Annotated in this window: 10 protein-coding genes; 2 read left to right on the top strand and 8 right to left on the bottom strand. The window is 62.4% G+C overall.

What is annotated here, in order from left to right; all coding sequences use genetic code 11:
* Nucleotides 1-215: 215 nt before the first annotated feature.
* A complete protein-coding gene (locus tag ACIPQ1_RS12195; protein WP_411384947.1) occupies nt 216-2,177 on the top strand; it encodes a methyl-accepting chemotaxis protein in 1,962 nt (653 codons plus the stop codon).
* Nucleotides 2,178-2,220: 43 nt separating this feature from the next.
* Here ACIPQ1_RS12195 and ACIPQ1_RS12190 read toward each other — a convergent pair whose 3' ends face one another.
* The 7 genes from ACIPQ1_RS12190 to ACIPQ1_RS12160 form a co-directional block, all read right to left on the bottom strand.
* Complete coding sequence (locus tag ACIPQ1_RS12190; protein WP_250964816.1) at nt 2,221-2,976, bottom strand: ABC transporter ATP-binding protein; 756 nt, start codon at nt 2,974-2,976, stop codon at nt 2,221-2,223.
* Complete coding sequence (locus tag ACIPQ1_RS12185) at nt 2,970-4,031, bottom strand: FecCD family ABC transporter permease (protein WP_411384946.1); 1,062 nt, start codon at nt 4,029-4,031, stop codon at nt 2,970-2,972. The genes ACIPQ1_RS12190 and ACIPQ1_RS12185 overlap by 7 nt, the downstream gene beginning before the upstream one ends.
* On the bottom strand, nt 4,028-5,212 hold the full coding sequence (locus ACIPQ1_RS12180; RefSeq protein WP_250964818.1) for an ABC transporter substrate-binding protein: 1,185 nt from the start codon (nt 5,210-5,212) through the stop codon (nt 4,028-4,030). Before ACIPQ1_RS12180 ends, ACIPQ1_RS12185 begins: the two co-directional genes overlap by 4 nt.
* A 64-nt stretch (nt 5,213-5,276) precedes the next feature.
* Nucleotides 5,277-7,688, bottom strand: a complete 2,412-nt coding sequence (locus ACIPQ1_RS12175; protein ID WP_446534183.1) for a TonB-dependent siderophore receptor — start codon at nt 7,686-7,688, stop codon at nt 5,277-5,279.
* Nucleotides 7,689-7,787: 99 nt separating this feature from the next.
* Nucleotides 7,788-8,765 (bottom strand): FecR domain-containing protein, encoded by a 978-nt coding sequence (locus ACIPQ1_RS12170; RefSeq protein WP_446534182.1) that lies wholly within the window; start codon nt 8,763-8,765, stop codon nt 7,788-7,790.
* The gene (locus ACIPQ1_RS12165; RefSeq protein WP_186705849.1) at nt 8,766-9,281 is read right to left on the bottom strand and encodes a sigma-70 family RNA polymerase sigma factor; all 516 of its coding nucleotides are present in this window, start codon (nt 9,279-9,281) and stop codon (nt 8,766-8,768) included. It lies immediately after the preceding gene.
* 85 nt (nt 9,282-9,366) lie between these two features.
* Nucleotides 9,367-10,593: an MFS transporter gene (locus ACIPQ1_RS12160; RefSeq protein ID WP_250964821.1), complete on the bottom strand. Its 1,227-nt coding sequence runs from the start codon at nt 10,591-10,593 to the stop codon at nt 9,367-9,369.
* 241 nt (nt 10,594-10,834) lie between these two features.
* On the opposite strand from ACIPQ1_RS12160, the gene ACIPQ1_RS12155 reads away from it, so the two are divergent.
* On the top strand, nt 10,835-13,060 hold the full coding sequence (locus tag ACIPQ1_RS12155) for a TonB-dependent receptor (RefSeq protein ID WP_446534181.1): 2,226 nt from the start codon (nt 10,835-10,837) through the stop codon (nt 13,058-13,060).
* Between the two features lie 297 nt (nt 13,061-13,357).
* Here ACIPQ1_RS12155 and ACIPQ1_RS12150 read toward each other — a convergent pair whose 3' ends face one another.
* Nucleotides 13,358-13,576, bottom strand: a complete 219-nt coding sequence (locus tag ACIPQ1_RS12150; protein ID WP_250964823.1) for a tautomerase family protein — start codon at nt 13,574-13,576, stop codon at nt 13,358-13,360.
* Between the last annotated feature and the right edge of the window lie 49 nt (nt 13,577-13,625).

Raw genomic sequence — 13,625 nt, 5'->3', positions numbered from 1 at the left:
TTTGGATGCTTACCGTTATCTGTCGAAAACTTGATCCTGATCAAGGCAAATAAACATTCCCGCTTCATGACCGTTATAAGTGCCAAGCGGAGCAATAACAGGGGTGATGGCTATTTGGTATTGCGTTAAGATCGCCCCACGTCAGCGTGTATAACAACCCTCATACAACAAGTTCACGCGTCATTAATTCAATATGAAATGAGGCTTGAACGGAAATGCTCAGGAATGCACCGCTGCGTCTGAAACTTTTATTGATCCTGCTACTTCCCCTGTTGGGATTCTTGTCCTTGGCCGGCGTCTTTATCGTGGACAACTACAAGACCCTGCGCGATATGGACGCCACGGTCGCCGCCAGCGCCACGGCACAGAAGTTGAGTCAACTGATCACGGTATTGCAGCGCGAGCGCGGCGCCAGCGGGGTTTTCCTGGGCAGCGGCGGCAAGTCCATGGGTGAACGGATGGCCCAGGCGCGCCAGGATTCCAATGCCTCGGCCAAGGTGGTGCGTGGGTTGTCTGGGTCGGACAGTGCGCAATTGGACAATGTTCTCCAAGCACTGGACCAGTTGCCCGTCATTCGTGGGCAAGTGGATAAGTTGGGTATCAGCAGCACCGAATCCGGTGTTCGTTATACCGAGATCATTCAAGCGCTCATGGGCTATACCCACTCTTTGGAAGCGACGATCAACAACGCCACCATTGTTCATGCGCTCAATGCCCTCAATCAGTTTATCGAGATGAAAGAGCGGGCCGGACGCGAACGGGTCGTGCTGGGCCTGGTATTCAGCCAGGATCGTTTCGATGAGACCTTGTTGTCGCGCTTTAGCCGCAATCTTGGTGAGTTCTCTGCGTATTCCGACGCGTTCCGCCGCCAGGCCCAACCCGTCTTGCTTCAACAGTTCACCGAGCAGATGCTCAAGCCCGCTGCGGTCGAAGTCGGTAAGTTGCAGCGCCTGGCTTTCGAAGTGCCATTGGGCCAGTCGCTGGGCATCAAGCCAGAGGCCTGGTTTGAACTCTCCACTCAGCGCATCGATATGATGAGCCAGGTGGAAGACGCCCTCGGTCAAAGCATCAGCCGCTTGGCGATTCACGGCCGCGATGAAGCAAGTCGTGCGTTGTGGCTGACCGTCGCTGCGGTCGTCGTGGCGCTGCTGGCGGTGACGGTGTTGTCGTATGTGATCATCCGCCTGATTGATCTGGCGGTGCGCGATGTGAACCAGGCCCTGAACGGCCTGGCACAGCGTGACCTCACCGCCAGGGCCACCTATGAAGGCCGCGATGAGTTCGGCCAGATCTCGCGCAACCTCAATCGCATGGCGCAGGAGATCAGCGAGATCGTGCAGGAAATCGGCAACGCCACGGCGCAAGTGGCCACCGCCGCGCAAGAGTCTTCCACGGTGACGGTCCAGACCAGCATGAGTGTCGAGCAACAGCGCCAAGGCACCGAGCTGGTGGCCACGGCGATCAATCAGATGAGCGCCACGGTGCGCGAGGTGGCGCAAAGTACCAACGATGCGGCGCACATGTCGCAACAGGTCAACCTCAGCACGGCCCAAGGGCGCGTGGAAATCGAAAGCACCATCGGGCTGATCCGCCAATTGTCCGGGCAGGCCGAGGAGACCGCGCAAATCATTGATGATCTCAAGCTGGAAAGCGATGCCATTTCCTCGGTGCTCGATGTGATTCGCGGCATTGCCGAACAGACCAATCTGTTGGCGCTCAATGCGGCGATTGAAGCGGCGCGGGCCGGTGACCATGGCCGCGGTTTTGCGGTGGTCGCCTCCGAAGTGCGCACCCTGGCACAAAAGACCCAGGAGTCCACGGGCAACATTCAACAGATGATCAGCAACCTGCAGGCCGGTTCGGATCGTGCGGCGCTGTCCATGCAGCAGACCCTGGACAAGGCCCAGGACGGGGCGAGCAAAGTCGAGCGCGCGGGGGAGTTGCTGGTGGAGATCGCCGAGGGGGTGGCGACGATCAGCGACCGTAACATCCAGATCGCCTCCGCGGCCGAAGAGCAGAGCGCGGTGTCCGAAGACATCAATCGCAACGTGAACGAGATCAACGACCTGGTGATCCAAGTGAGTGCCGGCGCCGAGCAGACGGCCATCACCAGCCAGGAACTGGCGCGCCTGGCCGAGCACCAGCAACAGTTGGTCAATCGCTTCAAAGTCGCCTAGCTCTTGCAACCTCGGGCCTTCGACGCAAGGCCCGGGTGTGCGCTCAGACGATGTCGTCGATCAGGATATGGAGCTCGCCGCGGCTGCATTGCTCGATCCGCGCCTCGACCTTGTAGACCTTGCGCAGCATCGATTCGCTGATCACCTCGGCGCTTGGGCCGCTGCCCTGGGCGGTGCCGTCGGCGATGACCAGCACCTGGTCGGCAAAGCGCAGCGCCTGGTTCAGGTCATGGATGGCGATGAACACAATGACCTGGCGTTTGCGCGCCAGGGCCCGCATGAAGTTCAGCACCTGGACTTGCCGGTGCATGTCCAGGGCGCTGGTCGGTTCATCCATCAGCAGGATTTCCGGTTCGCGCACCAGGGTCTGGGCGATCGACACCAGTTGCTGCTGTCCGCCGCTGAGCTCGCCGAGATTACGGAACGACAGTTCGGTGATGCCCAGCGCGGCGAGAATGTCATCCACCAACTTCAGTTCATCATCGTGGACGACCCAGCCCGGCGTAAGCTGCTTTCGCGCCAGCAACACCGACTCGTACACCGTCAACCGGGCGCTGGCGTTCAAGCCTTGGGGCATGTAGCTGATGCCCTGCGGTCCCTTTTTCGAGTCTTCCAGAACCACTTGCCCGGGGCCGTCGATCAAGCCGGCCATGCGCTTGAACAAAGTGGATTTGCCCGCTGCGTTGGGGCCGACCACCGCCACCACCTGGCCGCCGACAAAGGCTGCCGTGGTCACGCCGTGAATGACCGTGCGCTGGCCGTAGCGTGCGCCGAGATTCTCCAGCCGGATCGTTACCATGAGTTTTTCTTTCCGCCGAGAATCAAGGATATGAAGAAGGGCACGCCGATCAGCGACGTCACCACGCCGATGGGGAAAATCGCCCCGGGAATCAGGGTTTTGCTGATCACCGAACTGGCGGACAGAATCAGTGCGCCGGTCAGCAGGGACGCCGGCAGGAAGAACCGCTGGTCTTCACCGATCAGCATTCGTGCGATGTGCGGTCCGACCAGGCCGATGAAGCCGATGGTGCCGACAAAGGCCACCGGGAACGAGGCGAGCAGGCTGACCATGATCAGCGTTTGAAAGCGCAGGCTGCGCACGTTGATGCCGAAACTCGCGGCCTTGTCGTCTCCCAGGCGTAGCGCGGTCAAGGCCCAGGCACGCCGGGCGAAAATCGGCAGGGTGACCAGGATCACCAGGCAGATCACCCCGAGCTTGGGCCAGGTGGCTTTGGTCAGGCTGCCCATTGTCCAGAACACCACGGCGGCCACGGCTTGCTCGGTGGCAAAGAATTGCACCAGTGCCAGCAGCGCGTTGAAGGTGAACACCAGGGCGATGCCGAGCAGCACGATGGTCTCGGCAGTGACACCACGGCGCAGGCTCAGGAAGTGGATCAGCAAGGCCGACAGCATGGCCATGATGAACGCGTTCAGCGGCACCATGTACTGCGCCGCCAACGGGAACAAGGCCACGCCAAATGCCAGGCCCATGGCAGCACCGAAACTGGCGGCGGCGGAAATGCCCAGGGTGAACGGACTGGCCAGCGGGTTGTTGAGGATCGTCTGCATCTGCGCGCCGGCCAGGGACAACGCCGCACCGACCGCAACGGCCATCAGCGCCACGGGCAGGCGGATATCCCACATCACCACGCGGACCTGGGGCGATGCGCTGTCCGGTGAAAACAGCGCGCCGAGCACTTCGTCGAGGCTGTAGCGCGCCGGCCCGAGGGCCAGGTCAAGCAGCACGCTGCAGATCAGCAGCAGCGCGAGCCCGCCAAGGATAAGCCGCTTGCGCAGCACCAGGCGTCGGTAGGTGTCACGTTGCATCACCAGGGTTTCGTTCAGCGTGGTCATGGCTTGTCCTCGGCCTGGCGCAGGCTGACGGCGTAGCCCGGTTCATAAGGGACCGGCAGGAACTGCTCGTGCAATTGGCGGAACGAGGCGTCCGGGTCCAGGTCGGCAAACAACGTGGGGTGAAACCATTTGGCCAATTGCTGGATGGCGACGAACTGATAGGGGCTGTTGTAGAACTGGTGCCAGATGGCGTGGAACGCCTGGTCGTCCTGAGCCTTGATGCCGGCATAGGCCGGCCGCTGGGTGTACCACGCCAGTTTTTGCCTGGCTTGGGCCAGGTCCGCCCCCGGGCCGACGCCGACCCAATGGCCGCCAGGGGCAAAGGCTTCCCAGTTGGCACTGGTGACCACCACCTGCGCCGGGTTGGCGACCACCACTTGCTCGGCGTTCAACTGGCCGAACGTGGTGGGGATGATGCCTTTGGCAATGTTGTCGCCACCGGCCATTTCGACGAACAGGCCGAAGTTCTCGTTGCCGAAGCTCAGGCAGCAATCATCGGTGTAGCCGCCGATGCGCTCGATGAAGACCTTTGGCCGGGCCGGGTGGCGCGCCTCGATGACGTCGGTGACGCGTCGAATCTGCTGGTTGCGAAAGTCGATGAACGCCTCGGCCCGGGCTTGCTTGCCGAACAATTGGCCGAACAGGCGCATGGTCGGCTCGGTGTTCTGCATCGGGTTGTTGCGAAAGTCGACGTAGACCACCGGGATGCCCAAGGCGTCGAGCTTTTCGATGTAGCGCGCATCCTCGGTGGCGTGCTGGGCTTCGATATTGAGGATGATCACATCCGGACGCTGGGAAATCGCCTGCTCGATGTCGAAGGTGCCGTCCTCGAAGCCACCGAAGGTCGGGATCTTGGCGATGTCGGGATATTTGCGCAGGTAGGCGCCGTAGGTGTCCGGATCGGACTGGATCAGGTCCTTGCGCCAACCAACGATGCGTTCGATGGGGTTTTGCGTGTCCAGCGCCGCCACCAGGTACAACTGGCGACCTTCGCCGAGGATCACCCGCCGGACCGGGAGGTGCACCTTGACCTGGCGCCCGAGCAGATCGGTCACGCTGCCCAGGGCCGGATCCGTCTCGGCGGCGACAGCGTTGCGTGGCGCCAGGGAAAACAACGACAAGCCGAGCCACCCGGCGAACAGCAGGATGGCGAGCGTGTGATGACGCAAAACGGTAACCATGGTTCAGGCCTTTACGGAAGCCGACCGGGACAACGGCGCAAACCGCCGTCCCGGCCTGCGGGTTTCAGAAATCAACGGTGGCGGACAACAGCAGCGTGCGCGGTGCGCCTTGGGAAAACGCACCATAGGAGGCAACCCCCGACCAGTAGGCGCGATCAAACACGTTCTGCACCGTGGCGCGAAAAGTCGTGGGCCGCTCGGCGATGCGCGTGGCATAGCGGGCGCCGACATCGAAGCGGGTCCAGGCATCCAGTGCCTGGGTGTTGGCCTGGTCGACGTACTGGCTGGCGGTGTAGATCGCGCCGCTGGTCAACGTCAGCCCGTCGATGCCCGGGGTGTCCCATTCGGCCCAGAGGTTGGCCTGGACCTTGGGCACGCCCACCGGGGTGTTGCCGCGGTTGGCGGCCACGACAGTGCGGGTCAGCTCCCCATCGAGCAGCGTCACGCCACCGAGCAGGCGCGTGCCTCGGGCCACCTCGCCGGACAGGTTCAGTTCCACGCCACGGTTGCGTTGCTGGGCCTGGACCGAAAACACCCTGTTCGACAATTCACCGCTGGGTTTCTTGATCTGGAACAGCGCCAGCGTGGCCATGAAACGGTCGTAGTCGAGCTTGATACCGATCTCCTGCTGGCGGGAGATGTAGGGTGAGAAAACCTCATCCGCGTTGGTTGCAGCGGACGGCGCAATGTCGCCCTTGCTCAGGCCTTCGATGTAGTTGTAGTACAGCGCGACATGCTCCCAGGGCTTGGCAACGATACCGAGCAGCGGCGTGGTTTTGCTTTTGTCGTAGGACGGGATGGCAACGGTGGTGCTGAAGTTTTCCGACTGGACGTTCTGCCTGCGCAGCCCGAGGGTGACTTGCAGGCGTTCATCGAGCACCGACAGGGTGTCGGCCAGGGCGACGCCGGACAATTGGCTCTCGTAGACTTTCGGGGTGTTGGGTTCGGCGAGGTTGGGCCGGGGCCGGTCGATCGGGTGATAGATGTTCGAGAGGATGGCGGGGCCGGAAATAATGCCCCGGGACAACTCGTCGCGATAACGGCTGACTTGCAGCACCGCGCGGTGACTGACCGGCCCGGTGTCGAAGCCCAGGCGTGCGCCGGCGTCGACGGTGTAGCGCCGGACCTTGAATTGGTAATAGCCGGGATCTGATGACGTGTCGCCGGCCGCGTTGATGATGGTCGGGGTCTGGTCGGACATGCGCTCGACCTCGGATTTTCCGCCACCGGCGTGGGCAAACAGCGTCAGTTGGTCGCTGAGGTCATATTCGCCACTCAGCAACGCCGACTTGTCCCGGGCTTGGGAGCGGCCCCAATCCTGGCTGACACTGGTCCGGCCGTTGGCGGCCGAGGGAATCTGCACGCCGGGGGCAATCCTGAAGGGCCGCGATGCGGCGTCGAAGGCTTCCTTTTGATTGATCAGGTCCAGGCTCGTGCGCAGGCGATCCCCTTGGTAATCCAGGGAGATGGCGCCGGTACCGACCTCTCGGGACTGCTTGTCGATGGCCGTGTCGCCCTGCTGCAGGCTGCCGTTGAACCTGATCCCGAACCGGCGCTCTTCACCAAAACGCCGGCTGACGTCGAGGTGGCCGCCCAGTTGCGAATCCGTGGCGTAGCGGCTGGTGAATCGGGTCAGGTCCTCATCGAGGGCGCGCTTGGGGACCACGTTGATCACGCCGCCCACGGCGCTGTTGGGTGACATGCCATACAGCAGGGCGGCGGGGCCCTTGACCAGTTCGATACGCTCGGCGTAATCGGTGAACACCCGGTAGTTGGACGCCACGCCATACACACCGTCGAACGCCAACTCACCGAGATTGCCTTCCCCCAGCGGAAAACCGCGGATGAAGAACGAGTCGACAATGCCGCCCGCCTGGCCAGTGGCGCGCACCGAAGCATCACGCTCCAGCAAATCGCCCACGGTGACCGCCTGTTGATCGTTGATCATCGTCGAGGTGTAGCTGCTGACGCTGAACGGCGCATCCATCACATCGGCGTTGCCCAGCAGGCCGAGGCGTGCTCCGCGGGCGACCTGGCCGCTGGCGTCGGTGGGTGGCAAGTCGGTACTGGGTCTGCCGGCGGCACCGACGTTGATCTCCGGCAGGGACACTTGGCGCAGCACCAGGGTGTAGCTGCCATCGTCGCGGGCAATCATCTCCACACCGCTGTCACCCAGCAGGCGTGTGAGCGCTTGCGCTGCCGGATAAGTGCCGGACAGTCCCGGACTGAGCAGCCCCTCGGTGATCGACGGCTGGAACGACAAGGCAATGCCAGCGGTGATCGCAAAGCTCGACAGGGCGGCGCCGAGCGGCCCGGGGGCGATGTCATAGGCCCGCGGGGCGATGGCTTCCAGTTGCGCGGGCACGGCGGCCAAGGCGAACGACCCGGTGACCGTGCCCAAGGCAAGGCTCAACAGCACACTGCGCATGACGAGCTTGGACGGACGATCCGAATGCAGGGGCCGTGCAACGAGCATGGATGGATGACCCTATGGACGAGATGAAATGGTTATTCCTTTCTTTGCCAGTTGAGATCGAAAAAAGTATCACCAAGGGCAGCAATTTTTTTTGCGGGGTCAGGCGGGGGAGAGCGTCACCCAATAACCGCTCAAATGGCCGCTGACCAGGATCGGGTAGGTTTGCGCCAGCATATTGAGCGTGCGCTGGGTATCGCTGATGGGAAAGGCGCCGGAAACTCGCAGTTCGGCAATGGCCGGGTCGCAACGCACGAAGCCCCGGCGATAGCGGGCCAGCTCGGCGACGAAGTCCGCCAGGCGCATCTTGTCGGCCATCAGCATGCCTTGGGTCCAGGCGCCGACGTTGCGGTCTGCCGGGCTCAACGGGCCGAAGGCCTGTGCCGAGAAGTCAGTGCGCTGCCCGGCGTTGACAACGAGCGGCGCGGCCTGGCGAGCCTCGGCCAATTCAATCCGCACAGCGCCCTCGAGTACCGCCAGATGGGTGGTCGATGGCAATTGGCGCACGGTGAACCGCGTGCCCAGGGCCTGCATCCGCCCCTCACGGGTACTGACCAGGAACGGTCGCGCCTGGGGTGAAGCATCCGGTGCGGTCTGCACCAGGATTTCCCCTTCGCGCACCTGGATGAGCCGCTGCCGGGTGTCGAACAGCACGTCGATGGCCGTGTCGGTATTGAGGGTGATGTGGGAACCGTCGGCCAGGGTCAGCTCGCGACGCTCGCCCACGGCGGTGCGATAGTCGGCGGACCATTGCTGCGATTGCGCCAGTTTCCAACTGCCCCAACCGGCAGGCACCACGGCCAGCAGCAACGCCAGTTTGCCAAGGGCCGTGCGCCGTTCGGGGCTGCTCGGGCGATCCAGCGCCGACATCGCCAGCGAGCGTGGCAAACCGCCGAGCTTGCCTTGCAGCACTTGCGCACGGGACCAGGCCCGGCCGCGCTCGGGGCTGCTGGCTCTCCAGCATTCCCACTCGGCGCGCTCGCTGTCGCTGAGGTCGCGCTCACTCAAGCGCATCAGCCACTCAGCGGCTTCTTCGAGGACCTTGGGATCGAGCGGCGGCTCATGACGTCGGGTGAGCATTCATTCCACCAGCATCAGGCACTGCACGAACGCCTGCTTCATGTAGCGCTTGACCGTGATCAGCGAGACGTCCAGCTGTTGGGCGATGTCGTCGTATTTCAGGCCGCCGATCTGCGACAGCAGGAAGGCCCGTTTGACCGGCGCCGGCAGCGTGTCGAGCATGGCGTCGATTTCGTGCAGGGTTTCCAGCACCAGGAAGCGCAATTCAGGAGACGGCACTTCCTGGGCCGGCAAATGCGCGAGCGCTTCCAGGTAGGCGCGTTCCAGGGCCTTGCGCTGATACCAGTTGATGAGAATGCCCTTGGCGACGCAGCTCAGGTAGGCCCGGGGCTGGTCAATGACGGTGACTTGGGAGGCGAGAATGCGCGTGAAGGTGTCTTGGGCCAGGTCGGCAGCATCCATGGCGTTGCCCAGTTTCTTCTTCAACGTGGCGTACAGCCAGCCATGATGGCCGGCGTACAGCGCTTCGATCACGCGCAGATGATGGTCGTTGTTCGCGGGCAGGGTTTCGCTCATGGCTGCGTTTTTTTGCAATTGAGAAGTATTCCCAATGCTAAAGGACAACTTGTCCGGGACGCAAGCGGCATTCGACAACCCTGTTTCAGGTAGGCGACGGGTTTATCGGCCAGTATCGCAACGCGACGACGGGAATCAGTGCCAACCCATAAGCCAGGCAAACGAACAGGTAGGTGTACTGCAAGCCGTAGACCTGGCTGAGCAACCCACCGGCGGAAATGCCCGCGATCGACGCGAATTGGGCGGTGCCCTGGGCAATGCCCAGCACCTGGCCTTGTCGCGAGCTGGCGGCGGATTTCGAGATCAGCGCCATCAGCACCGGCGTGGTGGCGCCCAGCAGCACCCCCCAGATGAAGTAGGCGACGACAAAAACGATGGCGTTGCGCGTAGTCCCTGCCAGGGCGGTCAGGGCGATGCAACCGAGCACGACGTAGAGAATGCGGTGCAAGGTGTCCTGCTGGGTACGGTGCTCGAAATAGCGCGACCAGGCCGTGGCCGAGAGGATGAAACCCAGCGCCAGCAAGCCGTAGCAGAGGCCGACCACCGAGTGGCTGACGTCGAATACCGAGCTTACGTACAAGGAGAAGGACGTCTGCGGCAGCATCCGCGCCAACAGCAGGATGCCCATGACGCACAGCAACGACAGTAACGGTGTGCCTTGCCTGACGCTGTCGGTACGACGGGTCGCCGCCGGGGGTTGGCCGGTCGCGGATTTCGTCACCGGTGGCACGTCCGGCAAGGTCATCGCGGCGACCACCGTGCACACCGCGCACAAGGCCGAGGCGATGATGTTGATCCAGAAGAACGTGGCGTAGTCGAGGATCAGCCCCCCGACCACCGCGCCGAGCAATGAGCCGACGTTGGTGGATATTTGCAGGATCGCGAACAGCCGCGCTCGACGTGACGGGGCTTCGATGCTGACGCCGTAGGCCTGCGCCGGGGCGATGTAACCGGCAAAGGCGCCTTGCAGGAAACGCAGGATCAGGATGACCCAGATGTCACTGCTCAGCGCCAGCCCGAGCTGGGTCAGCGACAAGCCCGCCAGGGCGCGGATCATCATCAGCTTATGGCCGTAGCGATCGCCGATACGGCCCCAGAACGCGCTGGTCAGGATAATGCCCAGCATCGGCCCGACATACACGGCGATGCTGGCGAAGCTGAAAACCGACTCCGATGACGTCAGCCCGCGCAGGTGCACCGGCCAGAACGGCCCGCTCATTTCCATCGCGCCCATGGAAATGAGCTGGATCGCGAACAGAAGGGAAACCAGGACTCTGACGTTCGAACCCTGGAGGGCACCTGCGTGGGACATGACTCGACCTCGGTGGTTAATCGCTGGCAAGCGGGTGGGTGTGCTGCGGGCGATGACTCGGTCGGCAAGATGCCCGGCTGCACGAAAGGTTGCAAGGCGTCGATAGCGCAACAGCGGCTGTGTGCCCGAGCGTTCGGGGGCCGGCTGAAAAAAATAACCGCCGGGGGGTGATACTTTTCCGCAGGTCGACTGGCAATAGGAGTGATTACCATTTTCTCTCGTCGGAAAGGATCCTTAAGCCATGTCTGTTGCACGTCGACCTTGTGGTGAGTCTGCGTTATCCCTCGCGATTCGTACCGCCACCCTGAGTTTCATGCTGGTCGCAGGAAGCGCCACCGCCTGGGCGGCAACCCCCGGCCAAAAGCCCGCCGCCGAGCAAACCTCGGACGTCCCTGCGGTCGACAACGGCCCAGGCTTGACCCTTGACGCCACCAACATCACCGGCACCCACGACAACCCGAGCGCCCTGCCGGCCGAGCTGGCCGGTGGTCAAGTGGCGCGTGGCGCGCGCCTGGGGATGATGGGCAACAAGGACGTGATGGACACGCCATTCAGCGTGACCAGCTACACCGCCAAGACCCTGGCCGACCTGCAAACCGTGACCGCGGCCGATGCCTTGCAACGCGACCCTTCGGTGCGATCGACGGGCCAGGTGGGCGGCATCGTCGATTCGTTTTTTATCCGTGGTTTTCCCATCGGCGAGGGCAACCTTGGCGAACTGGCCTACGACGGTGTCTACGGTGTGGCGCCCAACTATCGGGTGTTCACCGACTATGCCGAACGGATCGAAGTGCTCAAGGGACCGGGTGCGCTGATGTACGGCATGTCGCCCAACAGCGGCGTGGGCGGGGTGATCAATATCGTCCCCAAGCGGCCGCTGGAAGAAGACCTGACGCGCTTTACCGGCAGCTATGCGTCTGATTCCTACGTGGGCGGGCACCTGGACGTCAGCCGCCGATTCGGCGCGGAAAACCAGTTCGGCGTGCGCTTCAACGGCAGCCTCCAGGGGGGCGACACGGCCGTCGATGATCAGGAGCGCGAGCTCGATATCGGCGCCATCGCCTTCGATTATCGGGGTGAGCGCCTGCGCTTGAACCTCGACTTCATCAGCCAGAAAGAAAGCTTCGAAGGTGCTTCGCGGCCCTTCACCGTCGCGCCTGGCGTGGAGATTCCATCGGCCCCCAACGGCCGAACCAACGCGTCGCAGAAATGGGGTTGGTCGGACACCAAGGAGCAGTCGGCCTTGCTCGGTGGCGAATATGACCTGACGGACGCGGTCACGGTGTTTGCCCATGCCGGTGGCGGTCGGTCGGACGTCAAGCGGATGTCGGACCAGGTGCCGAGGATTCTTAACAATGCCGGTGATATCAGCAACACACCGGGCTATTACAAGTTCAACGTGGATCGCTCGACGGCTGATGTGGGCGTGCGCGGCGTGTTCGACACCGGTCCTGTCACCCACACCACCACGCTGATGGCGAGCACTTATCAGGATGAATTGTCTCGGGGGATCACCAACGGGCCAACGGTCCTTTCGAACATTTATCACCCGGTGGACGTGGCCAAGCCAGCCATCAACGCACCCAAGGTGTTGCGCGTCTCCGAGTCGCAGTTGTCCGGTTTTGCCTTGAGTGACACGTTATCGGCCTTGGATGACCGGGTCCAACTGACCTTGGGGTTGCGCCGGCAGAACATCGAGTCGCGTAATTACAATGCCGCCGGTTCGGTCAGTTCCCGTTATGACGACAGCGCCACGACCCCGATGGTCGGCGTGGTGGTCAAGCCTTGGGAAGATGTGTCGCTCTACTACAACTATGTCGAGGGGCTGAGTAAAGGTGACGTCGCGCCAGGCACCGCGAGCAATGCCGGCGAAACGTTCGCACCTTATGAATCCAAGCAGCATGAGGTTGGGGTCAAGTATGAGCACGGCACCTTCATGACCACCCTGGCGCTGTTCCAGATCGAGAAGCCCAGTGGCGAAATCGGCGCGGGCAATGTCTTCTCGGTGCAAGCCGAACAACGCAACCGTGGCGTGGAGTTGAGCGTGTTCGGCGAAGTGGCCCCCGGCACCCGCCTGATGGGCGGCGTGACACTGCTCGACGGCGAACTGACGGATTCCGCCACGGTGGCCAACCGTGGCAATAAACCGGTCGGCGTGCCAGACGTCCAAGCCAACCTGTGGGCGGAATGGGACACCCCGTGGGTGGAAGGCTTTACCCTCACCAGCGGTGCGATCTACACCAGCAGCCAATACGTGAACCAGGCCAACACCCAGGAGCTGGATGCCTGGACGCGCTTTGACGCGGGGGCTCGCTACGCCACCAAGATCGAAGGTCGACCGACGACATTCAGGGCCACGGTCCAGAACGTCTTTGACCGTGAATACTGGTCGGGCGTCGCCTCGTATGGTGCCTTCTCGCCAGGCTCTCCACGTACCTTGCAGTTGTCGGCCACGGTCGATTTCTGAGGCAGGGCGAGGGGTGGCTCAAGCCAAGGGCCACCCTGTAAAAACTATTCGCTTAAGAAAAACGATGAACCTGTTGCCTGCGTTTCGCCGCAAATCCAATTGTGGGAGCGAGCTTGCTCGCGATAGCGGTATGACAGTCGATGAAGGCATTGAATATATGGCCGGCATCGCGAGCAAGCTCGCTCCCACAGGTTTTTCTGAGGCTCATAGAACTGACTGTTCCAGCCAAACACCCGCCCTGTGGCGAGGGAGCAATCTCTGGCCACAGGGGTTCAAACAGGTCTTAAGTGAACAGCGCTATTGCCCTTTGGCCGGCAGCCCCATCTTTTCCAGCGTCAGCGTTTCATCGGCGCGCCCCCAACCACCGTCCGACACTTCTTCCACCAGGACCATGGTGAACGGACGCACCCCCTCGCCGAAGTATTCGACGAACATCTCCGTGGTGCGGTGGATGATCTCTTCCTTGCGCGCGTGGTCCAGGATTCCTTCGGGAAATTTGTAGTTGGCAAATGGCATGGATCGACTCCGTGGGTGTGAAAGATTCGGCAGGGGCGAGGGCCCCTGG

This window comes from Pseudomonas sp. LARHCG127, from assembly GCF_052871455.1.
This window is presented reverse-complemented; position numbering and strand designations above follow the sequence as displayed.

What these genes read in the sequence shown, in the direction of transcription:
- ACIPQ1_RS12190 (WP_250964816.1), bottom strand. Translation starts at nt 2,976, where the DNA reads ATGGTAACGATCCGGCTGGAGAATCTCGGCGCACGCTACGGCCAGCGC.
- ACIPQ1_RS12165 (WP_186705849.1), bottom strand. Translation starts at nt 9,281, where the DNA reads ATGAGCGAAACCCTGCCCGCGAACAACGACCATCATCTGCGCGTGATC.
- ACIPQ1_RS12150 (WP_250964823.1), bottom strand. Translation starts at nt 13,576, where the DNA reads ATGCCATTTGCCAACTACAAATTTCCCGAAGGAATCCTGGACCACGCG.
- ACIPQ1_RS12155 (WP_446534181.1), top strand. Translation starts at nt 10,835, where the DNA reads ATGTCTGTTGCACGTCGACCTTGTGGTGAGTCTGCGTTATCCCTCGCG.
- ACIPQ1_RS12185 (WP_411384946.1), bottom strand. Translation starts at nt 4,031, where the DNA reads ATGACCACGCTGAACGAAACCCTGGTGATGCAACGTGACACCTACCGA.
- ACIPQ1_RS12175 (WP_446534183.1), bottom strand. Translation starts at nt 7,688, where the DNA reads ATGCTCGTTGCACGGCCCCTGCATTCGGATCGTCCGTCCAAGCTCGTC.
- ACIPQ1_RS12180 (WP_250964818.1), bottom strand. Translation starts at nt 5,212, where the DNA reads ATGGTTACCGTTTTGCGTCATCACACGCTCGCCATCCTGCTGTTCGCC.
- ACIPQ1_RS12170 (WP_446534182.1), bottom strand. Translation starts at nt 8,765, where the DNA reads ATGCTCACCCGACGTCATGAGCCGCCGCTCGATCCCAAGGTCCTCGAA.
- ACIPQ1_RS12195 (WP_411384947.1), top strand. Translation starts at nt 216, where the DNA reads ATGCTCAGGAATGCACCGCTGCGTCTGAAACTTTTATTGATCCTGCTA.
- ACIPQ1_RS12160 (WP_250964821.1), bottom strand. Translation starts at nt 10,593, where the DNA reads ATGTCCCACGCAGGTGCCCTCCAGGGTTCGAACGTCAGAGTCCTGGTT.